Consider the following 25,251-nt stretch of genomic DNA (forward strand, 5'->3'; position numbering starts at 1 on the left):
AGCAACAGCCCATTCAATGGTCTTTGGGAGGTGAGCCATAGGTCTTTTTCGGCTCATCCGGTTTTGTCGGCTGCGCATTGGGTCCGTCCGATACGGTTGGCGCTGGTGCACGCATCAGGTTTCGCAAGAACAGAGGCGCAAGTCCCGAAAGCGGGTTTACCGACACTCTCGGCTTTGTCAGCGGCCCAGTCAGGCTGTAGTTAAAGCCGATGACGCCCTCGCCCTTTTTGGTGAACACACTTCCGATCGCGTTCACCAGATAGATCGGAGAAATCGCACCGCGCAGGTTCAGCATACCGGCAACCGTATCTATCGTTCCATCAAAGGACAGCCCCATCGACGGACCGACGGCGCTGCCGCTGAGAACCTTGATCTCGGTCGGCGTGATCCGCATACGGCTTTCGATCGTCGAGAAAAAGATCCCCTGCCCGGTCATTTCATCCAGCAAACCAACAACGCTGATGGCATCAAGCAGCGCGGCCATCGCGGGGGCATCGGTTATGCGCGTGTTCACGATCTTCAGGATCACGTCGTAGTTCCCCGGCGCGTTCACCGGTTCGAGCTTCATATCCAGCCCTCCACCCCGCGCCTGCGTGATCACGCCAGCCGACCGCAATACGGCACCCGCATCGTTCGACTTTATGTCGACCGCGCTGCGCCCGCCACGTGGCGACACCTGACCGCTGACCGAAGCACCGCCGTTCACCTGCGCCGAGAACGTTCCGTTGACGCCCCCGGTGGTTTGGAAAACACCTCTGAACCCGGTGAGGGACACATCTTCGGTCACTTGAAGCCGATCCAGCAGGACATCGATCCTTGGACCGGGGCCAGAACCACCACCTCCGCCGCCCCCTGACCCAAAGGTTGCGCGACCCAGATTCATGACACCGCCCTGAACGACGATATTGGGAACAGGGCCACCGGTGTTGATCAGTTCTGCCGGAACCGCGAGCCAGTTGCCCAGGTCGAACGAGCTGAACCGCATCCGGTCGAACTGACCGCCGTCTTTGAACGAGATTGTTGCCGTGCTGCGTAAACCGGCCACGTCCAATGTCAGATTATCCACTCTGGGCTGTTTGCCCAGCGTCGCGTCCAAGGCCATCGTGCCGGTCGTGCCTGTCCCCTTTCGCCAACCAAGCTCCGGGATCGCAAGACCGACCCCGGCCAGATTCGACGTCGCGGACAATTTGACAGGCTCATCCGCGCCGATACCCACCGTGATATCCGCCGTGCCCTTTCCGGTCAGCATGCCCGAGGGCAACGGAACTTTCAGTTCGGCCATCAACAGCGGAGACAGTTCGATCTGGCCAGTCAGCTCACTGCGTTGCGGCCCGGCTCCACCGATTGGCTGACGCCACGCCGCCTGCATCGGGACCTGCCCAAACAGCCCGGAGCCGTCGATTTTCACTTCGGTTTGATTTCCGGACAGGTTGAGCTGATCCGCGCTGACAGAATAGCCGGGAACCAGCTTGTCACTTTGAACATCATCGATATCACCGGTGTAGTGGAACTCGGTATCCTCGAATTTCAGCCCCTTTTTCAAAGGCAGCGACAGGGTGCCGGAAAGGTTCACTTCACCTGCCGCCAGATCAACCGGCAAATTGGCCTTGGTCATCAGGCTTAGGGGGGGGCGGTCCAGCAGTGACAATGCCGCCTCCACGCTTCCCTGCGCCTTGATCCGTGCAACTGCGGGCGTTGCCCCCTTAGCTGTCGTGTCGGGAATAATGAAAGAAGTTCCGGACGCATCCACCTGACCACCTTGATCGGCGATAACGACGCCACTTTCTGCAGTGACGGTGAAACGGTCTTTCAAAAGGCTGAGACGCCCCTGCGTGTTTTCAATCGGTGGAAGGGTTTTTGCAAATCTGATTTCGGCCTGCTCGAACCCAAGGCCGAGATAGAGATCCGGCTTGCTGCCGGGTCTTACCCGGAGCGCGAATTCGACATCCGAAAACTGACCTTTGAACAGGTTTTCGGACACCCATTTCCTGGGGTTCGGTGCCAGCCGCTCGGGCCAATACCTCAACAGGTTTTCCGACCCCATTTTGTCCAGTTGCGCATCCAGTTCCGCCACCCAGCCGTCGGGCTGACCGATCAGTTTTCCCGTAGCGTGAAGTTCGTGGTGGGTGTCCTTGATAGTCATCTGACCCAACCGCAACTCAAACGGTGCCAGTTTCATCTGAAAATCCAGATCCGCCCGCGCCGTTTCAAGCGATTCCGGAAACAGGCCGCCCGGGTAGATGTCGATACTGTTCAATGTCAGCTGAGACGTAAGACTCTCCAGAACGCCATTCTCAATACCGTTCAGAAACGCTTTGCCCTCGGCCTGCACCGCGCCAAGGTCGGAGACAACCGAAGCCTCATTGAAGTCCAGAACCTGCCGCGCAGGGTCATAGGTGAAATAGGCCCGGGCCGAGTCAAAGCGAATGGGTGGCGTTTCCGGAGTGGGTTGCAGCACGCCTTCACCCAGGTTCAGCGTCGCAAAAAGTGGACCCAGTGCGGCCTGACCGTCGACACTGCCCCTCAGCGCGCCTGAAATCGGTGCTTTCAGCACCTGCAGCCAGGACAGCGCCAGACTTTGACCGGCGATATCCTCGGATGGCAAATCAGTGATCGAAACGCCAAACGTGGCCTGAGGGGTACCAAGTACGCTGGTATAATTTGCCTCGATCGTACTGGCGTAATCGCGCCCGGTCAGAACCGAGAACCCGGTGGCGAGACGCATTTCATCGCCCTCTCGAGTGATCGAGATATGACCTCCGTCAAATACCCAGGCCCGCCCCAGGCGCAGGTCCTGATAATCCAGTGTCAGGGATTCCAGATCGACTGACCGCAATCCCGACAGGATCGGCGACAGGAACACATCGTCGGATTCCTCGATGAGCTGAGCCAGCGTCGGCGCCTTTTGGACCGGAGTGCTTCCCGACCCCACGGTCAGCGACAGCGCACCGTCCTCCCCTCGGGTCAGTGCGATTTGCGCGCCGAGCAAAACAATCCGCCGGGGCCGTATCTGACCGCGCAACAGGCCGCGCATCGACAACCGGGTCCGCAATTCGGATACTTGAGCGATCTGTCGACCAGCGGCATCGCTGATCGTCACGTCCGTCAACCGGATTCGCGGGCGCCAGTTCTCGTTGACGATAAAGCTGGCATCCCCGAACGTGAATTTCAGGCCCCCAAGGCTCTGCTCAAGGCGCGCTTCGACCCTTTCCCGCACCCATTCGGGCGCATGCAACTGTTTGCCGATCAGAAAAAACCAACCGGCACCGGCCAGAAGACACAGGAACAACGCGGTTACGATGGCCCAACGCGCGGCAATACGGCGACGTGACCGGCGGCGCACAGGCTTTTGTGGCCGGTCGGCACTTGCGTCTTCGTGCTGAACCAAATTTTTATCCACGTCTTTCAACCCGCTCGCGTCGCCCTATTATGCCGGGCAGCACTTAAAATCCTTTAGCGGAGTTTCCAATGCCCGACGTTACAGACATCGCCCCTGATTTCACATTACCCCGCGACGGAGGCGGCGAGGTTACCCTTTCGGACCTGCGCGGCGGCACCGTCGTGCTGTTTTTCTATCCCCGTGATGATACGCCGGGCTGCACCAAGGAATCCATCGGTTTCTCGGAACAACTTCAGGCCTTTGCCGACGCGGGCGCTCAAGTTTTCGGCATCTCGCGGGACAGTGTTGCCAAGCACGACAAATTTGTTGCCAAGCACAACCTGACAACGCCGCTGCTGTCGGACGAAGGGTCAACGGTTTGCGACGATTACGGCGTCTGGGTCGAAAAGAACATGTACGGCAAGAAATCGATGGGCATTCAGCGCTCGACCTTCCTTATCGACAGCGACGGCAAGATCGCCAGGGTCTGGCGCAAGGTCAAAGTCCCCGGCCATGTGGATGAGGTGCTTGAGGCCGTGCGCGCACTTTAGCCCTCTCGACCACGGTCGCCATCCGGTTTAAGAGCCGCCAACCCAGATCAGCGGAGACAACGCGGTGTCCAAAACACTGACCCAGATGGCGACCGAAGTCCTGACAACAGCGGACGGCCGGGAAAAGACCGCCCTGTCCAAGCGGCATGCCGCCGCCTGGTTTGCATCGCGAAAAGGCGACGCGCCCGCGATTGAGGTCGGAACGGCGTCTCCGCCGCTAAACCCTGCCCGCCCAGACGAGCCCGAATTGCTGTCACCGCGCGACGTGCCAAAACGCCGCCCGGGAACCGAGGCAGGGCGGATCGCCCTACTGCACGCGGTTGCGCATATCGAACTGAACGCCGTGGACCTGCATTGGGACATCATCGCACGCTTTGGCCACGTACCGATGCCGATTGGTTTTTACGACGACTGGGTCAAATGCGCCGAAGAAGAATCGCGGCATTTCGAAATGGTCTGCGATTGTCTGGAACAGATGGGCAGCCATTATGGTGCCCTGCCCGCGCATGCCGGCATGTGGCGCGCAGCCGAGGACACGACAGAGGACTTGATGGGCCGACTGGCCGTTGTCCCTATGGTGCTTGAGGCGCGCGGGCTGGACGTGACACCCGGCATGATCGACATCTTCCGCAAGGCCAAAGAAGAACAGGCGATTGCCGCGCTTGAGGTCATCTATGCCGAAGAAGTTGGCCATGTGGCCTACGGGTCCAAATGGTTCCATTTCCTTTGCGGGCGCGAAAACGCCGACCCCAAAGACGTGTTCCACGAACTTGTGCGCCGTTACTTCCACGGCGTCCTCAAGCCCCCATTCAATGAGGAAAAGCGCGCCGAAGCAGGGCTGCCGCCGGATTTCTACTGGCCTCTCACCGAAGACCTGCCTCCGCCCGGACAAGCGCAATAAACCTGCGCAAGTTGACGTTATCGGCAATTTCCCGCCTAGAATTGGCGGTAAAATCCGCTAACGCAGGGTCGGCTGGTTAACAAACTTGCCCAAAGCCCCCTCTCCATCTATGCACTTCGCCCAAGGGACGGCTATCACTCACGACCGGCCCGATCTTTGGGGATGGAGAGGTAAGACGCGTGCGAACACGTCTGGCAATCAAACTACACTCACTGCTTGAGCGGCATTTTCCTGAACGCCGTGTATTTCTGAAATCAGACAACGATACGCGATTCATCCGGCTCAGCTCGGAAACGCAGATCGTGGCCGTTGCCGGTGTCGGGCTGTTCGTCGCCTGGACGGCAGTAGCGACAGCCATTCTGCTGATGGACAGCATCGGCTCGGGGAATTTCCGAGAACAGGCAAAACGCGATCAGGCGACCTATCAGGAACGCCTGAATATCATGTCTGCAGAACGGGATATGCGCGCGCAAGAGGCTCTGGCAGCTCAGGACCGGTTTAACGCAGCGCTTGAGCAGATTTCGGCCATGCAGTCAGAATTGCTGGCATCGGAAAACCGCCGCCGTGAGCTTGAGACCGGGATCGAAGTCATCCAGACCACACTGCGCGCCACCATGAAACAGCGCGAAGAAGCCCGGACAGAATTGGTCACGCTGCAGCAGGAAGCTGGCGAAGGCGACATGTACATGGCCGCCGTTGCCAATCCCGAGCAGATGAACTTTATGACCGAGGCCTTGTCCCGCACCGCCGAGGAACGGGATCAGATCGCGGCAAATGCCAAGAACGCGCTGGAGCAGCGCGACGACCTTGAGCTGGAAATCCGGCTGATGCAGGAACGCAGCGACGAAATCTTCCGTCAGCTTGAAGAAGCGATGGTGATCTCGGTGGAACCGCTGGACAAGATGTTCCGTCAGGCCGGTATGCCCACCGACCGCATTATCGAAGAAGTCCGCCGCGGCTACAGCGGCATGGGCGGCCCCCTAACCCCAATCTCTTTTAGCACGCGCGGTGAGGAACTGACCCCCGACGAGATCCGCGCGAATACTCTGCTGCAGCAAATGGATCAGCTGAATCTGTATCGAATTGCAGCAGAGAAAGCGCCGTTTGCAAGCCCTGTTAATTCCGTCGTGCGATTCACGAGCGGTTTCGGGACGCGCCGCGACCCCAAGACAGGTGGTCGTCGCATGCATAACGGCGCTGATTTCGCAGGTGCCCATGGCACCGACATTTTTGCCACCGCCGACGGTGTGGTCGCTCACGCCGGCTGGCAGTCCGGGTTCGGACGGTTGGTAAAAATCAAGCACGCGTTCGGAATTGAGACACTTTATGCCCATAACACGAAGATACGTGTGAAGGTTGGTCAAAGGGTCTCGCGCGGGGATCATATTGCTGATATGGGTAGCACCGGACGGTCGACCGGCACGCACCTGCACTATGAAGTTCGCGTGAACGGAAAACCTGTTAACCCAATGACTTACATCAAGGCTGCGAGAAATGTTTTCTAAGAGCAAAATCAACGAGCCCGCGTCCACTGCCCCTGAGGCGGCAAAACCCGCTGCACCGGCGACACCGGCGGCCCCTGCACCGGCAGAAAACAAGGCCAGCACCGCGCCCAAGCCCAAGCCACCGGCATCGGTTCTGTCCTCGGACCTGCACATCACGGGCAACCTGAAGACATCGGGCGACATTCAGGTTGAAGGCACAGTCGAAGGCGACATCCGCGCCCATCTGCTGACCATTGGCGAAACCGCAACCATCAAAGGCGAAGTCACCGCCGATGACGTCGTGATCAACGGCCGTATCGTTGGCCGCGTACGTGGTCTGAAAGTCCGTTTGACCTCGACCGCACGCGTCGAAGGCGACATCATCCACAAGACAATCGCGATCGAAAGCGGTGCGCATTTCGAAGGTTCGGTACAGCGTCAGGACGACCCTCTGAACCCGGGCCGCAGCGGCAAGTCGGGCGCGAATCCGGCGGCCGAAGTCAAGCAGTAACGCTGACACCCACCCAAAGTTTCGAACGCCGCGGGGAAGCCTGCGGCGTTTTTCATTTGTCGAGGCTGATTGGGATTTCCGGTTCCAACCGCCGGGCGGGTCCCTATAGTGAGCCCCATGCTGTTTTTCTTTATTGCGCTTGCGCTTATCGCTGGCTTCTTTCTGTATCGCCATTGGTCCAAATCACAGGCGCGGCAACAGCTTTTGTCCACGCCGCTTACAGAGCATCAACGCATGATCGTCGAACAGCAGGTGCCGCTTATCCGCCGCCTGCCACTGGACCTGCGCGTCAAGCTGGACGGCAAAGTGAACCTGTTTCTGAATCAGGTGCGCTTCTATGGCTGCGACGGGCTTGAAGTCACAGAAGAGATGGAGCTGGCCATCGCCGCGCAGGCTTGCCTGCTGATCGTCAACAGCGACCTCTGGTACGACCATCTTACGACCATCCTTATCTACCCGAACGCCTTCAAATCGCGGCAGCGCAGGCAGGAAGGATACGTGGTCAGTGAAAAGGAAATCGTGCGAACCGGCGAAAGCTGGGACCGCGGGCCTGTCATCCTGTCGTGGACACACAGTAAGCTGGGTGCCCTGAACGACCATGACGGGCAGAATGTTGTTTTGCATGAATTCGCCCATCAGGTCGACGATATGTCCGGCGGTACGAACGGCGTACCCATCCTGAGCGACGGACAAAGCTTTGCCGAATGGGAACGCGTCTTTCTGACCGCCTATGACGACCTTGTCCGCGCCGTAGAAAGCGGGCGGCATACCGTCATCGATGCATACGGCGCGACGGGACATGAAGAGTTCTTTGCCGTCTCGGTCGAAGTGTTCTTTGAGAAGCCCCGCGCGTTAAAGGCCGAAGCACCGGACGTATATGCACAACTGTCCAAACTCTTCCGCCTGGACCCGGTCAGCTGGAATTGAGGTACCGAATTCAGCACTCACATAGAAAGGCCGCGTCACCTGAAGAAATCGGCGCGAACCCTCATCGCTTTTTCCAGCTCGAGACGGAGCGGACCCCGTTCCCATCCAGCGCTCCATTGGCAAGAATAAAGCGTTCGCGCACCAGATTGATTTCATCGTCTGAATAGAGGCCGTCCCCATCTGAATCCGCGGCGGTGGCTGCCGCCCAAAGCAGTTCGGTGAACTCCTCAAAGGTCAAAACTGCATCCCCGTCTGTGTCAAACTCCTCCAGATACGGGACCGGTTTCGGCTGTGCCGTTTCCTCCGCTCCGGTATAGCCGCCTTGCGGGTCATCAACCACGATTTCCCCGGTTTCCGGGGCCCCCATGAGATCCCGGATGTAAGCCGTTTGTTGTCCAAGTTTATCCTTAAACCGTTCCGTCGCCGCTTCGAACGTTGCACCTTGCTTGTATTCGTGAGCGGCTGATTTCCAGGCGTCTTTGGACCAGAAGACCTCAAGCTCGGATTGCGTGACGACACCGTCACGGTCCAGATCATATCGCGCCGGTTCTTTGGTCACGGAAAACGAATATTTGTTTGAGACCACTCGCAAATAGTCAACGGAATCCGCATGAGACAGCACGATATCAGCGTTAGACATCAGCGCGAAATAGTTCAAAGCAATTTGCCTACGTACGTCTTCGGTTGAGACCTCAGACTGCGGGAATATAAAGACACTGCGGAACGCCAACCCAAGATAGAAATCCACGCCCGCGCTTTCTGCCTGTTGCTGAGCATAGGCCGGGATCGGTGCAGCAAGACCCAGAACAGCGCAGAGAGGCGCGCAACGCGTCAGTTGAATCCGTTTTGTCATTTCTTATTCCAATCTAGCTCAAAAAATTTCTTCAAACTCACACCATCTCAAGAAAAGCGTGGCTCCAAGCATTGTATTTTTCTTTTCAGCAAAGTGACGCATATCCGACAGCGTTCCTCTCGAAATCAGTCAGCAAAGAGAAGGGCAAGTATTGAAGGGGATCGGGTCGAAACCCAAACGGCCGGGGCACAAATCAACCACTGAGGCAGTTACCCAAAAGAAATAACTTAAACAGAAAAAATGTCCCTCGTTTTCAAGTGTTTCACAAATTGTATTTTTTGAATTAACCTTAAATCAGTGTTTTCTGGAGGATTTTTTTATGTCATCAAAACTCATGGCCGAGTTCTTCGGCACGTTCTGGCTGGTGCTGGGCGGTTGCGGCAGTGCGGTTCTGGCGGCAGGCGTTGCCGATGTGGGCATCGGCTGGCTGGGCGTTTCCTTTGCCTTTGGCCTGACCGTTTTGACAATGGCCTTCGCGGTCGGGCATATCTCGGGCGGGCATTTCAACCCTGCGGTTAGCCTTGGGCTGATGATAGGCGGCAGATTTCCAGCCAAGGATTTGCTGCCCTATTGGGTTGCTCAGGTCATCGGCGCAATTGCAGCGGCAGCCGTACTTTACTTGATTGTCAGTGGCGCGCCGGGATTCGAAGGAGTCGGCAGCTTTGCGTCAAACGGGTATGGAGAGGCTTCTCCCGAAGGCTACTCACTCACGTCGGCCTTGGTGATCGAGATCGTGATGACCGCCTTCTTTATCATCATCATTCTGGGCGCGACGTCAGCAGGTGCTCCGGCGGGCTTCGGGCCGATCGCCATCGGTCTTGGCCTGACACTGATCCACCTGATTTCTATCCCAGTGACGAACACCTCCGTCAACCCGGCGCGGTCAACTGGTGTGGCCCTGTTTGCGGATGGGCCAGCGCTGGCACAGCTCTGGCTGTTCTGGGTCGCGCCTTTGATCGGTGGGGCCATCGGTGCCCTGATCTGGAAGGCGATGACGACCGACGACTGATCAGGTTTCTTCAGGGTCCGGGGGCATACCTTGGACCCTGCCCGGTGTTTTCAGGAGTAACCAGCGCTATCAGCGCCTGCCGAGCCATTCCCCCACTTTCACCGACAATCGGTTGCGGCTATGCATGGGTGGCAACGGCAACAGGAACTTTCACCCGCCATGACGGAATTCCCCGGTAATTTTGCGCTTGCCCGTGCTTATTCAAAGGTCGAGCAAGAGGCATACAGCGCGTTCGCATCCACCATCAGCGAAGAGGACGGCAAAGCCCTGCGTTTGGGCCGTCGCACAGTCTGGTTGCGCAGAACCCGCATCCTTTCGCGATTTCTTTCGGAACAGGGCATTGCACTTCCCGAGGAGTTCCTGCGCCCCTACGCAATTCCGGTGAGTGAGCGCATTTCATCGGGCATTCCCCTGAAATACCAGTTTCGCGGTTATAATATCCTGCGCGATCTGGCGCGTGTGGCCATCGCCGCTCCCGAGCTTTTGCAACCCGACACAGCACCTGTCAGCGTGCTGGACCCCTCGGCAGGAGGGTGTGGCGTTGTCGAGGCGATGCGGCATTATGGGCACTCGGTCACTTCCCGGGATTACTTTGACCCCGAGCAACCTTTAAGCCTCGGCAACGCATACCGCGAAATCCATGCGGAAATCGGGGTCGACATTCAAAATTTCGACGGCAGATCGCGCCCCTACGGGTTTGAAGACGACTCGTTTGACTATGTGTTCTGCTTTCAGGCCCTCGACGCATATGCCCCCATGAGCGACTGGTCTGAAGCCGTTGAAGAACTACTGAGGATTGCATCCAAAGGGGTGATCCTTGTCTTCAATCCATCTGGACGGGACAAAACGGGGCTGATCGGCGGAATTTATCGCATGCTGCTTCAGCTTGAGCCACGCGATCTGGACGTGACTAGTTTCACCTGCCCTGATACCAACCTGCCCGGAATGAAGCTGCAGTATCGCGCTTAACCGCAGATAATCGCCGGCACAAAACTGCGCCGGCGATAGGTTTTACTCGGTCACAGAGACTTTTTTCATCACGTCCGGCTGGCCGATCACGGCGCCGTTTTGCCCTTCACCGCGTTTGATCGCGTCGACCACATCCATGCCGTCAGTCACCTGACCGACAACCGTGTATTCTCCGTTCAGGAACGGGCCGGGTTCAAACATAATGAAGAATTGCGAGTTGGCGCTGTTGGGGTCCTGTGCCCGGGCCATACCAACCACACCCCGGTCAAATTCGTAATCCGAGAATTCGGCCGGCAGGTCAGGACGGTCCGATCCCCCGGTTCCGGCGCGGCGCATGTCGCCGCCCAGACGGCCATATTCCACATCACCGGTCTGTGCCATGAAGCCATCGATCACGCGGTGAAACACCACGCCATCATATTTGCCTTCGGCGGCCAGAGCCGAGATTTGCTCGACATGCTTCGGAGCCAGATCATCGAACAGGTCGATAGTGACAGTGCCGTTGGCCCCCTCACCTTCGATCTCGACCTGCAAGCCAGTGGCCAGCGCAGGACTGGCCAGCAAGACAAAAGCGGCGGCCAATTTATACATCGGCTGCCACCTTGACGCTGATCATGCGGTCAGGGCTCGCAGGCGGCTCGCCACGGGTAATGGCGTCCACATGTTCCATCCCGTCAATGACGCGACCGTAAACGGTGTACTGGCCATTCAGGAAATGGTTGTCCTTGAAGTTGATGAAGAACTGCGAGTTGGCCGAATCCGGGTTCTGCGAGCGCGCCGCACCCAGTGTCCCGCGATCATGCGGCAGCTTCGAGAACTCGGCCGGAACGTTCGGCAGTGACGAGCCACCGGTGCCTGCCATGCGCAGGTTGAAACCGTCTTCCATGTCGCCGTGCTGCACGTCACCAGTCTGTGCCATGAAGCCGTCGATTACACGGTGGAAGGCCACGTTGTCATACTCACCGCCACGGGCCAGTTCCTTCATCCGCGCGCTGTGCTGCGGAGCCACATCGGGCAGCAGCTCGATGACGACGTTGCCGCCTTTCAGCTCGACGATGATAGTGTTTTCGGGATCCTTGATCTCGGCCATGAGGCCCTCCTGTCTTTTGGTCTTGCGCAAATAACTATGCGCGGGACGCGTGAATGCCAAGTGACGCATTGACCTGAGGGCAAAATGCAGGAAAAGAACCGCCTAAATGGATTTCACTTTTGTCGAGGATTGCGCGATGGGCTGGAAAACACTGGACGACATGGACCTGAACGGCAAACGCGTGCTGGTGCGCGTGGACATCAACGTGCCGGTGGTCGACGGGGTGGTCACAGACGCCACGCGCATCGAGCGCATCGTACCGACCGTAAAGGACATTCTGGCCGCTGGTGGCAAGCCAATCCTGTTGGCCCATTTCGGACGTCCGGGCGGTGAACGTCGCCAGAACCTGTCTCTAAAGCAGCTTGTTCCGACGCTTGAGGCAGCTTTTGGCACCAAAGTGCGTTTTGGCGATGACTGCGTCGGGATCGAGGCGGAAACGGCGGCGGCGAACCTGGGCGCTGGCGAAGTGCTTTTGCTGGAAAACACCCGCTTTCACGCCGCAGAGACCAAGAACAGCCCTGAACTGGCTGCGGGCATGGCAAAAATGGGCGACGTCTACTGCAACGACGCATTCTCGGCCGCACACCGCGCGCACAGCTCGACCGAAGCGCTGGCTCGCCTGCTGCCCGCTTGTGCTGGCCGCCTGATGCAGCAAGAGCTGAGCGCGCTGGAAACCGCGCTTGGCTCGCCCAATCGCCCCGTTACAGCTGTTGTGGGCGGAGCAAAGGTTTCGACCAAGTTGGACCTGCTGAGCAACCTGATCGAAAAGGTGGATTACCTGATCATCGGCGGCGGGATGGCGAACACCTTCCTCGTCGCGCAGGGCGTGAACGTTGGCAAGTCACTGGCGGAAACGGCGATGAAAGACACAGCCGCCGAGATCCTGTCCAAAGCCAAAACAACTGGATGCCAGATCATCCTGCCCCTCGACGTCGTCGTCGCCGAGAAGTTCGAAGCTCACGCGCCCAACCAGACTTTGCCCGCCGATCAGTGCCCGGAAGACAGCATGATCCTGGACGCCGGCCCTGAAACCGTTGCGGCAATCATCGAAATTTTTGAGAAAAGCCAGACTTTGATCTGGAACGGCCCGCTGGGCGCTTTCGAGATCGAACCGTTTGACGCCGCCACCAACGCAGCCGCGCTGAAGGCTGCGGAACTAACTCGATCCGGCCAATTGGTCTCCGTCGCGGGTGGCGGTGATACGGTGGCCGCGCTGAATGCATCGGGCGCCGCAAAGGACTTTTCGTACATCTCGACGGCTGGTGGCGCATTCCTGGAGTGGATGGAAGGTAAAACGCTGCCCGGTGTCGCCGCACTGGACCAATAACCCCTTTCTGGCTGGCAATCGGCATTCATGGTATTCTTCCGCAAACCGGGAGATGAGCCATGAAAGCCATTGCCGCCCTTGCTGTCATCCTTCTGCCCTCTGTTTCTGGCGCACAAACCCATTGCGCTGGCCAAACTCAGATCGACGCCACTTTCTGTGCCAAAGAGAAATGGGAAATCGCAGATAATGAGCTGAACCGCCTCTGGAAAGAGATCAAACCAGCGGCGGATACGCGCGGTAACGGTCAGGCCTTGTTGAACGAACAGCGCGCCTGGTTGAAACGCAGGGATGCAACCTGTGACCCCGAGCTACGCAGCGATGGCAGTGCTGCGCAGATGTTCTATTGGGCCTGCATGGAAGAACAGACACTGAAACGAAATCAGGAACTGGCCGCTTGGCGTTGATGCGATATCCGTGCGGTCACTGCCCGCAGAAGATCACATTTTTTCGTCGAACTGCAAAAAGTGCGAATCGAGGGATTCACAAGCCGAATCACCTGTGACATAGTGCTGGCAGATGCTCGAAAAAGGGCACGTTATTGAGGCAGACTTCATACGGCGGTAAACAGAGTGTCCCGTTCCCATCGGCCCGGTTTGGGCGCAGTTGTATTCTTCATGGTGGCTTTTATGCTGGGTGTTTATTTCACCTTCGCCGCTGTGCAGGGCGACTATGGCCTGTTCCGACGGGTCGAGATTGCAGCGGAACGGGACGCCCTGTCGCGCGACTTGGCCAAGCTTGACGCTGAGATCGCCGAGATGGAAAATCTCACACGTCGTTTGTCCGATACCTATCTGGACCTCGACCTATTGGATCAACAGGCGCGTTCCGTGCTGGGTATGATCCGTTCGGATGAGATTGTCATTCGCTGACCCTTTCTTCACGACCGTCACAACAGGCAAACACTCAGAATCGCGTCGAAATCTGCACGACCGAACGCTGCGTCACATTTCCCCTCGCCAGAGTGCATCAAATGCTTTATGAGATAGTTTAACGCTAAACTATCTTGCCGAGAGGGGGAGATCGCCACTATGGCTGCGCGAAAAACCACAAAGAAACCAAATGTTTCTGCGGAAGAACTTACCGAATATTACCGTGAGATGCTGCTGATCCGCCGATTCGAGGAAAAGGCCGGTCAATTGTACGGTATGGGCCTAATTGGCGGTTTCTGCCACCTTTACATTGGTCAGGAAGCGGTTGTTGTCGGCCTCGAGGCTGCGGCAGAAGAAGGCGACAAACGCATTACCTCCTACCGCGATCACGGTCACATGCTGGCCTGCGGCATGGACCCGGGCGGCGTGATGGCCGAATTGACCGGGCGCATTGGCGGCCTGTCCAAGGGTAAGGGCGGCTCGATGCATATGTTCTCGAAAGAGAAGCATTTCTATGGCGGTCACGGCATCGTCGGCGCTCAGGTGCCGCTGGGCGCTGGTCTGGCATTCGCTGACAAGTACAAGGAAAACGGCCGCGTGACCTTCACCTATTTCGGTGACGGCGCCGCGAACCAGGGCCAAGTCTATGAGACCTTCAACATGGCCGCCATCTGGAACCTGCCGGTGGTGTTCGTGATCGAGAACAACCAATACGCAATGGGCACCGCTCAGGCGCGCTCGACCTCGACCAAGGACATCTACCACCGCGGCGAAGCTTTCGGTATTCCGGGTGAGATCGTCAATGGAATGGACGTTCTGGCCGTCAAGGAGGCCGGTGAAAAGGCCGTCGCCCACTGCCGCGCGGGCAAGGGCCCTTACATTCTGGAAATCAAGACCTACCGCTATCGCGGCCACTCGATGTCCGACCCGGCCAAGTACCGCACCCGCGAAGAAGTTCAGAAGGTCCGTGAGCAAAGCGACCCGATCGAACACGTGCGCGAGCTGCTGCTGGCCGGCAAACATGCGACCGAGGATGACCTGAAGGCGATCGACAAAGAGATCAAAGAGATCGTGAACCAGGCCGCCGAATTCTCGAAAGAAAGCCCCGAGCCTTCCGTCGAAGAGCTCTGGACCGACATTTACGCCTGAGAGGACGATTAAGACATGGCAACCGAAATTCTCATGCCCGCCCTTTCACCCACGATGGAAGAGGGCACACTGGCCAAATGGCTGGTCAAGGAAGGCGACACCGTATCGTCCGGCGACATCATGGCCGAGATCGAAACCGACAAGGCGACAATGGAGTTCGAAGCTGTTGATGAAGGTATCGTCGGCAAGATCCTGATCGCGGAAGGCACCGAAGGGGTCAAGGTGAACACCCCCATCGCGGTGCTGGTTGAAGACGGCGAGGACGCCTCCGCCATTCCGGCGGCTGCACCCGCAGCCGCAGCGGTGGCCGAGGCCGCCCCTGCGGCGGTTGAGGCCCTCGCCCCTGCCGCAGCCGCTCCAGCTGCGCCCAAAGTAGACCTGTCCCCGGACTGGCCTGCAGATGCGCCGATGATCCAACAGACCGTGCGCGAAGCGCTTCGCGATGCGATGGCCGAAGAAATGCGCAGCGACGAAGATGTCTACCTGATGGGCGAAGAAGTCGCCGAGTATCAGGGTGCCTACAAAATCAGCCAGGGCATGCTGGACGAGTTCGGCAGCAAGCGTGTCATCGACACCCCGATCACCGAGCACGGTTTCACCGGTATCGCTGTGGGGTCGGCCTTTGGCGGTCTGAAACCGATTGTCGAATTCATGACTTTCAACTTCGCCATGCAGGCGATTGACCACATCATCAACTCGGCCGCCAAGACGCTATATATGTCCGGCGGCCAGATGGGTTGTCCGATCGTGTTCCGCGGCCCCAACGGCGCCGCTGCACGTGTGGCCGCTCAGCACTCGCAGGACTATGCGGCGTGGTACATGCAGGTCCCCGGCCTAAAGGTTGTCATGCCCTATTCGGCCGCTGATGCCAAAGGTCTGTTGAAATCTGCCATCCGCGACCCCAACCCTGTCGTGTTCCTGGAAAACGAAATCCTCTATGGCCGCAGCTTTGACATGCCGCAGGTGGATGACCTGACGGTCCCGCTGGGCAAAGCACGTATCTGGCGTGAGGGTTCGGACGTCACTATCGTCAGCTTTGGTATCGGTATGCAATACGCGCTCGAGGCCGCTGACAAACTGGCCGAAGAAGGTATCAGCGCCGAGGTGATTGATCTGCGCACCATCCGTCCGATGGATACCGGCGCGATCATCAACTCGGTGATGAAAACCAACCGTCTGGTCACGGTCGAAGAAGGCTGGCCGCAGGGTTCGGTCGGCGGCTACATCTCATCCGTGGTGATGCAGGAAGCGTTCGACTATCTCGACGCGCCGGTCATTAACTGCACTGGCAAAGATGTACCGATGCCTTATGCCGCGAATCTGGAAAAACTGGCCCTGATCACCACCGAAGAGGTGATCGCCGCCGTAAAGCAAGTGACCTACCGGTAAGGAGCGACAGACAGATGCCTACAGAAATTCTGATGCCCGCCCTTTCACCGACCATGGAGGAAGGCACGCTTGCCAAATGGCTGGTCAAAGAGGGTGACACCGTCTCCTCCGGCGACCTGCTGGCGGAAATTGAAACCGATAAGGCCACGATGGAGTTCGAGGCTGTCGACGAAGGAACGATTGGCAAAATCCTGATCCCCGAGGGCACCGAGGGGGTCAAGGTCAACACCGTCATCGCAGTTCTGTTGGAAGACGGCGAAAGCGCTGACGATATCGCGAACACGCCAGCCAAGGCTCCCGAGGCGGCACCTGCCGCCGCGGGTAACGAGGCTGCCGCGCCAGCGGCGTCCGAGGCGCCCGCCCCTGCCCCGGCTGCACCTGCCAAGGCTGATGGCGGTCGCATCTTTGCCTCCCCTCTGGCCCGCCGCATTGCGGCTCAGAAAGGTCTGGATCTTGCGCAGATCACTGGCTCTGGCCCACATGGGCGGATTGTCAAAGCCGATGTCGAAGGTGCAACGGCCACAGCTCCGGCTGCGGCACCGGCACCCGTTGCTGCGGCTGCTGCACCGGCCGCTGCGCCTGCTGGTCCATCTGCGGATGCCGTTGCCCGGATGTACGAGGGTCGCGAGTACGAAGAGATCAAGCTGGATGGGATGCGCAAAACCATTGCCGCGCGTTTGTCCGAGGCCAAGCAGACCATCCCGCATTTCTACCTGCGCCGCGATATCAAGCTGGACGCACTGCTCAAGTTCCGCAGTCAGTTGAACAAGCAACTCGAAGGCCGTGGTGTGAAGTTGAGCGTCAACGACTTTATTATCAAAGCCGTGGCAAACGCGCTGCAACAGGTTCCCGCCTGTAACGCGGTTTGGGCCGGTGACCGGGTTCTACAACTGAAACCCTCTGATGTCGCCGTGGCTGTCGCCATCGAAGGCGGCCTGTTTACACCGGTTCTGCAGGATGCCGACACCAAATCTCTGTCAGCGCTCTCGACTGAGATGAAGGATCTGGCCGCCCGCGCGCGCGAGCGCAAGCTGGCCCCACATGAATATCAGGGCGGCACGTTTGCGGTTTCGAACCTGGGCATGTTTGGCATCGACAACTTCGACGCCATCGTGAACCCGCCGCATGCGGGCATCCTCGCGGTCGGTACTGGCGTCAAAAAGCCGGTAGTCGGCGACGATGGAGAGCTGACCGTGGCGACTGTCATGTCGGTCACCATGTCTGTTGACCACAGGGTCATCGACGGAGCATTGGGTGCCGAATTGCTCAAAGCCATCGTGGAAAACCTGGAAAACCCGATGGTTATGCTGGCCTAACGCCCCACAATTTAAGCACGAAAAAAGCCGCCTTACTTTCATGAGGCGGCTTTTTTCGTTTTCAGGGTTCGGACTATTGATCCTTGCCCAGCATGTGGTCCATTGAGATCGACGGCTGATCGCACCCGGCCTCGCCCACGATCTTCGCCGGAATTCCAGCTACGGTTTTGCAGGCAGGAACCTCTTGCAGGACAACAGAACCGGCTGCGATGCGGCTGCAATGGCCAACTACAATATTGCCCAGAACCTTGGCACCTGCGCCGATCAGCACACCGTCGCCAATGGTCGGGTGACGCTGTTCTTCTTCCTTACCGGTCCCGCCAAGGGTCACCGAATGCAGCATCGAAACATTGTCGCCAACAATAGCTGTTTCACCGATCACGATCGAGTGCGCGTGGTCGATCATGATCCCTTTGCCGATCCTGGCCGCAGGGTGAATATCGATCCCGAAAATCTCGGACGACCGCATCTGGAAGAAATAGGCCAGATCGTACCGTCCCTTGCGCCACAACCAATGGGCCACCCGATAAGCTTGCATTGCCTGGTATCCCTTGAAGTACAGGATCGGCTGCAACAGTCGATGGCAGGCCGGGTCACGCTCGTAAACGGCCATGAGGTCTGCGCGCGCAGCCTCGATCAACGACGGATCGTCGGCATAAGCTTCGTCCACGATCTCGCGCAGGACCATCATGGACATTTCATTCGAACACAGCTTTGCCGACACCCGATACGAAAGCGCCCGTTCGAGGCTGCGGTGGTGCAGAATACAGGCATGCACCAACCCACCCATCAATGGCTCTTTTTCGACGGCCGACTGAGCTTCGGTCGTGATACGATCCCAAACCGGATCGACAGGGGTCACGTGACTGCGCGTTTCCAACATGGCTTTTCATCCTTTGCTGCGCCTAGAATGCCATTTAGTCGGAAAATCACCAAACGCAAACCCGTGAACCGCAGGGTAACGAAAATGAATGAATCTGAATTGGAGCAATTCGAAGCCCAAATACGCGCGCGGTTGGAGGAACTGAAAGAGCAATCGGCGCTGGCAAATGAGTCTCAGTCGATAGTCGAGTTGGACCAGCAGGCGGTCGGACGCCTGAGCCGAATGGATGCCCTGCAAAATCAGGCCATGGCCAAGGCACAGCAGGCAAATCGGGATCTTGAGGCGCGCGGGTTATTGGCGGCACTGATCCGAATAAAGGACGGTGAGTTCGGCCATTGCGAAGATTGCGGTGACGAGATCCGGGCTGGCCGCCTGAACCTGAATCTTGCCGCCAGCAAATGCGTCAGCTGCGCCTCCGTGTAACGTGGAATTGAACCAGGCACCGCAGAACCAGTTCAAAACACTGACAATACTGCAGATCATCAAAGTTCGGTTCGTCGGCCAGTTGCCGGTTTCGCGCCGCCGCCATCAAAGAGCCATTTCCGAATAACGGATGAAGACGCCCCGTCTGGCCGACATGTGCGTCGGCCAGTTGGGCTTCGTCTATCATTCTGGCGCAGAGCCGTTCTCGGTCCGCGGGCGGCGCGTTAAGCAGAACCCGAGCCGCAGCACTCACATCGCCATGCAAAACAGGACGCATGATCGCCTCAGCCAACCGAAAGACGTGCGGCCGGGCCCGGCCCGTAACTGGCTGAGACCTGCGCTACCTCAGCCTCATAAGCTCCGGTTGCTCCATCCGCGATTTTCATTGCGGTTGTGTAGATCCATCTTGGCTGCGTGGAGACGTGTTCGCGCGTGACTGCGCCGTTAACCCGGATTCTAACCAGATAGGATTCGGTCTCTTCCCCCAGCGGAACGTCCAAACCGGCCCAGTCGTCGCCGTCCACCCGCGTCCGGCGTATCCACGACAGCTCGTCGCCGGTACTGGTCGTCGTAACCATGAGGTGCGCTGGCGCATAGGGCCGCAACCCGTTCCCGTCGAATGCGTGAACCTGATGAATGTAAGACGGATCGTCATACCCTCGAGTCCCGGGGCCAATACGATAGTGTTTGGCCACGCGCCTTTCTGATCGCAGCAGCCCGGTTTGAAAGACCCGTTCGTCCAACAGCACAAAGGTTGAACCGTCAGGCCAGACGTCCGGCATGGCGGCGTCCGTTCCCAACTGCCCGCGAAGACGGCCGGACAAAGTGTAAATGCCGTGATCCTGAAGCTCGGCATTGGCAAACTGGAACAACTCCCAGTTTCCGGGAGTGCCGTCACCAATTGCCGCCAGATTGGCCCCGTTCAACAAAGCGTCCCTTGGGCGGGATTCCAGCAAGCCAGCGACCAGTCGGACGCGCAGAGGCACCCCGTCGTCCCATACGCCAACGCTGGCTCGCCGCAGGGGCGTTTCTGTGAACCCGATGACTGCCTGCCCCGAGATGACCTCTTGCAAGGCATAACCTTCGTCGCTTGCTGCCGAGTACACCGCTGCACTTCCGGGCCAGGGGTCCGCAGACACCGCAATGTACGGCGCATGAGGCACTTCGGAACCTGTCAACAGCGGCAGGTCCATAAACACCGGCAAGACCGGGACCGGCGCAACAAAGGGTTTTGCGGAAACCTTGTCATCGGGCAGATCCGACGGCACATATATTCCGGGTTCTATTCTGACGGCATCAGCCAATTGCATTTCGGCCTGTTCAAGTCGGTCAATCCGAAACCGCGCGCCCTGCCCGCCCTCGGTCAGGCTGATGACATCCCCCGCACCGATGTGCCCCATCGAGGGCGGTAGCGCAAAGCGTACGGTTTCGCGGGACACCCGCGCCTCGCTCAACCACCGTTCCGCAGTCTGCCGACCTTCCGAGCGCGTAATGGACAGGGGCATTTCGTTGACCGACACTGAATGGGTGCGCGTGTCGGGCAATACCGCCTCTTCCGCCACGATTTCATGGTCCGCGTCCGACTGCACAAAGCGCAGGCGAACGCGGCCCGTCATTTCAGCTTCGGCTTCCCGGCGGTGTTCGATACCACCGTCAAGGTCGGAATTGACGGCGAGTCTCTCCTGATCCAACGCAATCGCACGCTGACCATTGCGCATTTGAAACCGCAACACGCCGTCACGTTCGATCGCGTCAAACCCATAGCGCAGCATAAGCGGTTGCAAGGCCGATCGCGCATCGGAAACCTGCTCAAGCGCGTAGCCCCTCACAACACCATACAGGCGCGACGTGTCGATGTCGGTCACTCCGGCCCCATGGCAAATCTCGGTCACCACCGACGCCAGCGTGCGCGAGCCCGACCGGCCGTTCAGCCAGTGACCGCGGGGATAGTTCTCGCCGTCGCTCCATTGGCTTTGCAGGTTTGGAAAGATTGGATACGGTCGCGCGTCCCAGGCCCAGACATAGGCGTTGGACAGATCAATCATGCGGCCACCATAGGCCGTTGAAGTCGGGTTATTTTTCGGGTCGGACCAATAGCCCAAAATCGCTTTCAGATACTGCACCTGCATGAAGTCGTCACGCAGGCCGTTCGAATAGCGCGGCAGCTTAGATTCCGAGGATTTCGGATCAAGAAACTTATTGGGCTGGTTGGTGCCCTTGTCGATGGCGGCACAACCAAGTTCCGTGAACCAGATTGGTTTCGAGCCCGGTACCCAAGCCGTGCGATTGGCCTGCCGTACCCCTCCAATCCGCTCGTGATGGGGTTGCGACCACCAGTTGCGCAAATCCTTGTATCGCCAGATCCAAGCCTCATCATGCGCCTTGTCTTCGATCGGGGACCGGATCTGCGCCTTGGCTTCCTCGGGCGAGGCATAATACCAATCGTAACCCTCTCCGCCTTCGACATTGTTGCGCAAGTAATCAAGGTTATAGATCGCGTCCACACCCGCCTTGGTGTCGACGTGATCCTCGCCGTCGCGCCAATCGGACAGGGGCATGTAATTATCGATCCCAACGAAGTCGATGTTGTCATCGGCCCAGAGCGGATCAAGATGGAAATACCGGTCATTGCCCGCGTCCGCAGGCTTATAGCCAAAATACTCGCTCCAGTCGGCGGCGTACCCAATTTTGGTACCCGCCCCAAGAATTTTCCGCACTTCGGCTGCAAGTACCCGCATCTGCGCCACGGCCGGAAACCCGTTCGCGCCCCTGATTTGCGTCAGGCCGCGCATCTCGGAAGCGATACAGAAGGACGCTACACCACCAGCGGCCTTACAGAGCGCCGCATAGTGAAGAATGAACCGGAACAAACCCCATTCTTGCGGGCCGGTATAGGTCACGGCCCCATCGACAACGGAAAAATCGCTTGCCCGCGCTTGGCCAAAGAACTGCGCCACCTGCGCATCGGCTTCCGCAGTCTTGTCCGGAGACCCGTTGCGCCCCGGTGCTTCGCTGAGCGTGATGCGCCCCCGCCACGGCAGATGCGGCTGATTGGTGGCATCCGACCACGGGTCAGGTAAACCGTTGTTTCGCAATTGGTCCATCAGGATGAACGGATAGAACATCACCCGTTTACCTGAGCTTTTCAAATGCCGGATCGCCTCAATCACAGATGCGTCGGCAGGAGTTGCCCCATAGACTGGTCGGTCGTTTTCAATCTGAACAACCTGCGCAGCAGCGCGAGAGACCCCCGACACGCTCCACGGCATGTTTTCGCCGTCAAATTTCTTATGCAAAACCTTTGGCTGAATTTTGCAGTCACCGCATCGCAGATCGTCGCCAAACCAGGAAACGACCAACGAAACCGCATCGCAGGCCGGCAGTTCCGCGTTCAACGCCTGCGTAGAGGTGACCAGATCAGAAACACCTGAGGCGGAATGCACATTCGCGGCCCAGCTTTGCCCCTGACCCTTGGAATAGTTCACCTGAGAGCTGGCCAGCGAATACTCCCCCGTTCCCGGTATCATCGCAACACCGCGCACGATCCGGGATACGGCGTTGGGCGTATCGGGTAATCCCGGTTGCTCCTGCCGAACCACCTCAAAGGAAAACTGTGGAACCCGGTTCCCGAATGAGGCCAGCTGAAAGTCCTCGATAACCACATAAGCCGTGCCCCGATACGCCGGAACCTGGCCGGTGCCCTCAACAGACTCGATCAGCGGGTCCGGCAACTGATCATCGGTGCCTTTGTAAACGCGCATGTTCAGCCCGGCGCGCTCCAGTTCCTCACCATCGGCCCAGATGCGCGAAACGTTGGAAATCTGCCCGGCGCCAACCGCAATGGCCAGAGAAATTGAATAGCTGTAAGTGTGCGTGATCGTAGTTGTTGTGGTCGAGCTTGGACGTCGCGACCCTTTCCCGCCTCGGGAGGACTGTGTTGTCGTGCTGGTGCTTCGAGTTTCCAGAAAATCGGAGGCCCAGATCACCTGACCGCCGACGCGCATTCGCCCGAAAACTGTCGTGACCGGAGCGCCCTCTCCGGATTCAGTCAGGCGGAAGCGGTCGAGGCGTCCGGTTTCGACAACCTCGCTGCCGCCCCCCATCACCGATTGGCTCATCAACCGCTGGTCGATGACCCGACCCAATGTCGCCCCAACAGCGCGACCGATGATCGCGGTGGAAAGACCAGCAACTGTGCCGCCAATCGAGCCACCAATGGCGGCCCCGGCTGCGGAAAGAACAATCGTAGCCATTTACTCGACCTCCAGCGGAAATGCGAAACATGCGACGACCCGACGACGCCAAGGGTCGCTCAAGGCGTTTTCGACAACGCCATGCCCGGAATATGCGTGAATGAACCGTGGTACCGCCCCAGTTTCACTGACAACGCCAACGTGTTTGGCGACGCCACCATCGCGCATGCGAAAAAGCAGAACGTCCCCGGCTGCCAGTTCTTCCGGCGATTTGGCCGTCAGATGACGACGTGCGGCGGCCCACATCCGCTCCTCGCCCTGCGGTTCTGACCAGTCCATGCTGTAGCTCGGCACCGTTTCCGGTTCATCTCCGAACACGGCGCGCCAGACGCCACGCAGCAATCCAAGACAGTCCGCCCCCGCGCCTTTTACGGATGCCTGATGCACGTAGGGCGTGCCCAACCAACTGCGCGCTTCTGCAACTATGTCTTGCCTGCCTGACATCATCGCCTGCTGCCCCCTTTGTTCGGATTGTCTTTCTTCGGCACAGCCATCACCCAATCTTCGCCCGGCAAGTCCGGAAAACCTTGGAAATTTATAAGGTTGTTGAATTTCTTCCGGCAGGTCTCCATGCGCTTGTCGCAGCCGGCGGTAAGCCGGACGCGATCTCCGACGGTCAATCCGCCGCTGATCCCGGACCACAACGTCACGTTGCGCCCGCCTGAGATACGCTCATCCTGTTTGACTGACGCCCAAAGCCCCGCCGCCGTGCCAGAAATCACATCCAACCGACCGCGTTCGAACCATGCCGTATCCGACGCCTCGGCGCCTTTCAGTTGCAGTATGCTACCAGCGGTCAGGCTGACGATCTCAGCCTCCGCCTGAAACCCGGGCGCAGCCACTTTAAACCGGCAGGCAGCGTCGCCCAGAACTGCGGTACATGGCTTTTGGTAGATCCGACCCAAAGGCCGGTTCAGCAGATCCGTCAGGCCACGCAATTCGGCGTGAAACGCGCCACCGCCGCGACGCATCTCACCGATCGAGCCCCGAAACTGAAGAACACGCTGTTCGGGCGCGGCCCAGTTTACGAGCCAGGCGCGAACCTGAGCTCCGTCAAACCGACCTGCTTCGATGTCGTCTTCTTTGATGGCCGCATCGGACAGCGCGCCCATTGCCTCGGAGTTGTCAATGGACAGCCCGGTGGCCTGTTCAATCGCCGCCGCCGTCAATCCGGTGCTGGCTTTGAACGTCAGCCCGTCAAAGCGCAACTCCATATCGTGATCGGTAAAACCGTAAACCTGCCCATCCGTTCGCCGGATTGCCCAGCACCGGCAAGTTGTCGTCATACCGCTTTGCAGATGGGCCTGCAGCGCCTGATTATTACCACTCATCAGACACGCACCTCGACCACCGGAACGTTGGGCACGTCACCTGCATGAAAGCTGGCCACACTGGTCTGAATCTTGTCCGTGTCGAAACGAACCGGCACATCAAATTCAAAACCTGCCGTAATATCGACATCCTCTGGGGGAGCGATCGTGAACATAACCCGGCCGCGCGCCAGATCGACCTCGAAATCCACACCTTCGCGCATGCCATCCTGTTCAAGCCCAAGCTTGACGGTTCCCAGAACCGGTTTGATGATCGGGCGGACGTAGTTGAACCCGCCAGAGCTGTAAGTTTTTATCAGTTGGAACTCGGTCGTCTTGCCATCGCCTTGCGCGATGATCTGATCGGCCTTGTCCACTTCGGCCGTTGCTGCGCCGGATTTGAAATCCGACCAGTCCTTCCACCGGAACCCAAACATCTGCCCTTGCCGCGCCTCAAAAAACGAGATCAGCGTTTCGATATCGTCCAGCGAACGCATCCCCAGGCCGGCATCATATCTCCGCCGTGAATGCGCCCAGGGCGTGTTGCGTTCTTCAAACCCGTTGGCCAGCGTCACAATATCCGTGCGCCGCTCGGGGCCACCGACCGAACCAAAGCTCAGGCTGGCGGGAAATCTCACTTCGTGGAAATTCATGACCT

The 25,251-nt window shown here is 58.5% G+C and carries 23 protein-coding genes; 14 read left to right on the forward strand and 9 right to left on the reverse strand.

Features of this window, described 5'->3' with window-relative positions:
• Nucleotides 1-13 precede the first annotated feature (13 nt).
• Nucleotides 14-3,400: a DUF3971 domain-containing protein gene (locus MHN28_RS16375; protein WP_239343651.1), complete on the reverse strand. Its 3,387-nt coding sequence runs from the start codon at nucleotides 3,398-3,400 to the stop codon at nucleotides 14-16.
• 68 nt (nucleotides 3,401-3,468) lie between these two features.
• Between MHN28_RS16375 and MHN28_RS16380 the strand changes: the two genes are divergently transcribed.
• The 5 genes from MHN28_RS16380 to MHN28_RS16400 all read left to right on the forward strand — a co-directional run bounded on the left by MHN28_RS16380 (nucleotide 3,469) and on the right by MHN28_RS16400 (nucleotide 7,753).
• Nucleotides 3,469-3,930, forward strand: a complete 462-nt coding sequence (locus tag MHN28_RS16380) for a peroxiredoxin (RefSeq protein WP_239343652.1) — start codon at nucleotides 3,469-3,471, stop codon at nucleotides 3,928-3,930.
• 85 nt (nucleotides 3,931-4,015) lie between these two features.
• The gene (locus tag MHN28_RS16385; protein WP_239343767.1) at nucleotides 4,016-4,831 is read left to right on the forward strand and encodes a ferritin-like domain-containing protein; all 816 of its coding nucleotides are present in this window, start codon (nucleotides 4,016-4,018) and stop codon (nucleotides 4,829-4,831) included.
• Between the two features lie 179 nt (nucleotides 4,832-5,010).
• Complete coding sequence (locus tag MHN28_RS16390) at nucleotides 5,011-6,336, forward strand: M23 family metallopeptidase (RefSeq protein WP_239343653.1); 1,326 nt, start codon at nucleotides 5,011-5,013, stop codon at nucleotides 6,334-6,336.
• On the forward strand, nucleotides 6,326-6,826 hold the full coding sequence (locus tag MHN28_RS16395) for a polymer-forming cytoskeletal protein (RefSeq protein WP_239343654.1): 501 nt from the start codon (nucleotides 6,326-6,328) through the stop codon (nucleotides 6,824-6,826). Before MHN28_RS16390 ends, MHN28_RS16395 begins: the two co-directional genes overlap by 11 nt.
• A gap of 117 nt (nucleotides 6,827-6,943) precedes the next feature.
• Nucleotides 6,944-7,753 carry a zinc-dependent peptidase gene (locus MHN28_RS16400; protein WP_239343655.1) on the forward strand — a complete coding sequence of 270 codons (810 nt, stop codon included), beginning with the start codon at nucleotides 6,944-6,946 and terminating at the stop codon, nucleotides 7,751-7,753.
• Nucleotides 7,754-7,814: 61 nt separating this feature from the next.
• On the opposite strand, the gene MHN28_RS16405 is transcribed toward MHN28_RS16400, so the two are convergent.
• A complete protein-coding gene (locus tag MHN28_RS16405) occupies nucleotides 7,815-8,606 on the reverse strand; it encodes a hypothetical protein (protein WP_239343656.1) in 792 nt (263 codons plus the stop codon).
• A 319-nt stretch (nucleotides 8,607-8,925) separates the two neighbouring features.
• Between MHN28_RS16405 and aqpZ the strand changes: the two genes are divergently transcribed.
• On the forward strand, nucleotides 8,926-9,615 hold the full coding sequence (gene aqpZ, locus MHN28_RS16410; protein ID WP_239343657.1) for an aquaporin Z: 690 nt from the start codon (nucleotides 8,926-8,928) through the stop codon (nucleotides 9,613-9,615).
• A gap of 159 nt (nucleotides 9,616-9,774) precedes the next feature.
• Nucleotides 9,775-10,584 carry a methyltransferase domain-containing protein gene (locus tag MHN28_RS16415; RefSeq protein ID WP_239343658.1) on the forward strand — a complete coding sequence of 270 codons (810 nt, stop codon included), beginning with the start codon at nucleotides 9,775-9,777 and terminating at the stop codon, nucleotides 10,582-10,584.
• A gap of 42 nt (nucleotides 10,585-10,626) precedes the next feature.
• Here MHN28_RS16415 and MHN28_RS16420 read toward each other — a convergent pair whose 3' ends face one another.
• Both MHN28_RS16420 and MHN28_RS16425 read right to left on the reverse strand, forming a co-directional pair.
• On the reverse strand, nucleotides 10,627-11,175 hold the full coding sequence (locus MHN28_RS16420; RefSeq protein ID WP_239343659.1) for a peptidylprolyl isomerase: 549 nt from the start codon (nucleotides 11,173-11,175) through the stop codon (nucleotides 10,627-10,629).
• Nucleotides 11,168-11,674, reverse strand: coding sequence for a peptidylprolyl isomerase (locus MHN28_RS16425; RefSeq protein WP_239343660.1), 507 nt, complete (start codon nucleotides 11,672-11,674; stop codon nucleotides 11,168-11,170). Before MHN28_RS16425 ends, MHN28_RS16420 begins: the two co-directional genes overlap by 8 nt.
• A gap of 136 nt (nucleotides 11,675-11,810) precedes the next feature.
• Here MHN28_RS16425 and pgk point away from each other — a divergent pair, with 136 nt between their 5' ends.
• The 6 genes from pgk to MHN28_RS16455 all read left to right on the forward strand — a co-directional run bounded on the left by pgk (nucleotide 11,811) and on the right by MHN28_RS16455 (nucleotide 17,724).
• The gene (gene pgk / locus MHN28_RS16430; protein WP_239343768.1) at nucleotides 11,811-13,001 is read left to right on the forward strand and encodes a phosphoglycerate kinase; all 1,191 of its coding nucleotides are present in this window, start codon (nucleotides 11,811-11,813) and stop codon (nucleotides 12,999-13,001) included.
• A 59-nt stretch (nucleotides 13,002-13,060) separates the two neighbouring features.
• Nucleotides 13,061-13,405, forward strand: a complete 345-nt coding sequence (locus MHN28_RS16435) for a lysozyme inhibitor LprI family protein (protein ID WP_239343661.1) — start codon at nucleotides 13,061-13,063, stop codon at nucleotides 13,403-13,405.
• Nucleotides 13,406-13,570: 165 nt separating this feature from the next.
• The gene (locus MHN28_RS16440; protein WP_239343662.1) at nucleotides 13,571-13,870 is read left to right on the forward strand and encodes a septum formation initiator family protein; all 300 of its coding nucleotides are present in this window, start codon (nucleotides 13,571-13,573) and stop codon (nucleotides 13,868-13,870) included.
• Nucleotides 13,871-14,029: 159 nt separating this feature from the next.
• Nucleotides 14,030-15,019 carry a pyruvate dehydrogenase (acetyl-transferring) E1 component subunit alpha gene (pdhA, locus tag MHN28_RS16445; protein ID WP_239343663.1) on the forward strand — a complete coding sequence of 330 codons (990 nt, stop codon included), beginning with the start codon at nucleotides 14,030-14,032 and terminating at the stop codon, nucleotides 15,017-15,019.
• A gap of 15 nt (nucleotides 15,020-15,034) precedes the next feature.
• Nucleotides 15,035-16,408, forward strand: coding sequence for a pyruvate dehydrogenase complex E1 component subunit beta (locus tag MHN28_RS16450; protein WP_239343664.1), 1,374 nt, complete (start codon nucleotides 15,035-15,037; stop codon nucleotides 16,406-16,408).
• A 14-nt stretch (nucleotides 16,409-16,422) separates the two neighbouring features.
• Nucleotides 16,423-17,724 (forward strand): pyruvate dehydrogenase complex dihydrolipoamide acetyltransferase, encoded by a 1,302-nt coding sequence (locus MHN28_RS16455; protein WP_239343665.1) that lies wholly within the window; start codon nucleotides 16,423-16,425, stop codon nucleotides 17,722-17,724.
• A 73-nt stretch (nucleotides 17,725-17,797) separates the two neighbouring features.
• On the opposite strand, the gene cysE is transcribed toward MHN28_RS16455, so the two are convergent.
• A complete protein-coding gene (gene cysE / locus MHN28_RS16460) occupies nucleotides 17,798-18,607 on the reverse strand; it encodes a serine O-acetyltransferase (RefSeq protein WP_239343666.1) in 810 nt (269 codons plus the stop codon).
• Nucleotides 18,608-18,691: 84 nt separating this feature from the next.
• On the opposite strand from cysE, the gene MHN28_RS16465 reads away from it, so the two are divergent.
• Nucleotides 18,692-19,030: a TraR/DksA C4-type zinc finger protein gene (locus MHN28_RS16465; RefSeq protein WP_239343667.1), complete on the forward strand. Its 339-nt coding sequence runs from the start codon at nucleotides 18,692-18,694 to the stop codon at nucleotides 19,028-19,030.
• Nucleotides 19,031-19,314: 284 nt separating this feature from the next.
• On the opposite strand, the gene MHN28_RS16470 is transcribed toward MHN28_RS16465, so the two are convergent.
• From MHN28_RS16470 to MHN28_RS16485, 4 genes are read right to left on the reverse strand one after another with little or no spacing between them, the layout of a single operon-like run.
• Complete coding sequence (locus tag MHN28_RS16470) at nucleotides 19,315-23,283, reverse strand: glycoside hydrolase/phage tail family protein (RefSeq protein WP_239343668.1); 3,969 nt, start codon at nucleotides 23,281-23,283, stop codon at nucleotides 19,315-19,317.
• Nucleotides 23,284-23,727, reverse strand: a complete 444-nt coding sequence (locus tag MHN28_RS16475; protein ID WP_239343669.1) for an NlpC/P60 family protein — start codon at nucleotides 23,725-23,727, stop codon at nucleotides 23,284-23,286.
• On the reverse strand, nucleotides 23,727-24,614 hold the full coding sequence (locus MHN28_RS16480) for a DUF2163 domain-containing protein (RefSeq protein ID WP_239343670.1): 888 nt from the start codon (nucleotides 24,612-24,614) through the stop codon (nucleotides 23,727-23,729). The genes MHN28_RS16475 and MHN28_RS16480 overlap by 1 nt, the downstream gene beginning before the upstream one ends.
• Nucleotides 24,614-25,246, reverse strand: a complete 633-nt coding sequence (locus tag MHN28_RS16485) for a DUF2460 domain-containing protein (protein WP_239343671.1) — start codon at nucleotides 25,244-25,246, stop codon at nucleotides 24,614-24,616. Before MHN28_RS16485 ends, MHN28_RS16480 begins: the two co-directional genes overlap by 1 nt.
• Nucleotides 25,247-25,251: the final 5 nt, after the last annotated feature.

It is taken from the genome of Ruegeria sp. Ofav3-42 (genome assembly GCF_022347725.1).
Taxonomy (GTDB): Bacteria; Pseudomonadota; Alphaproteobacteria; order Rhodobacterales; family Rhodobacteraceae; genus Ruegeria.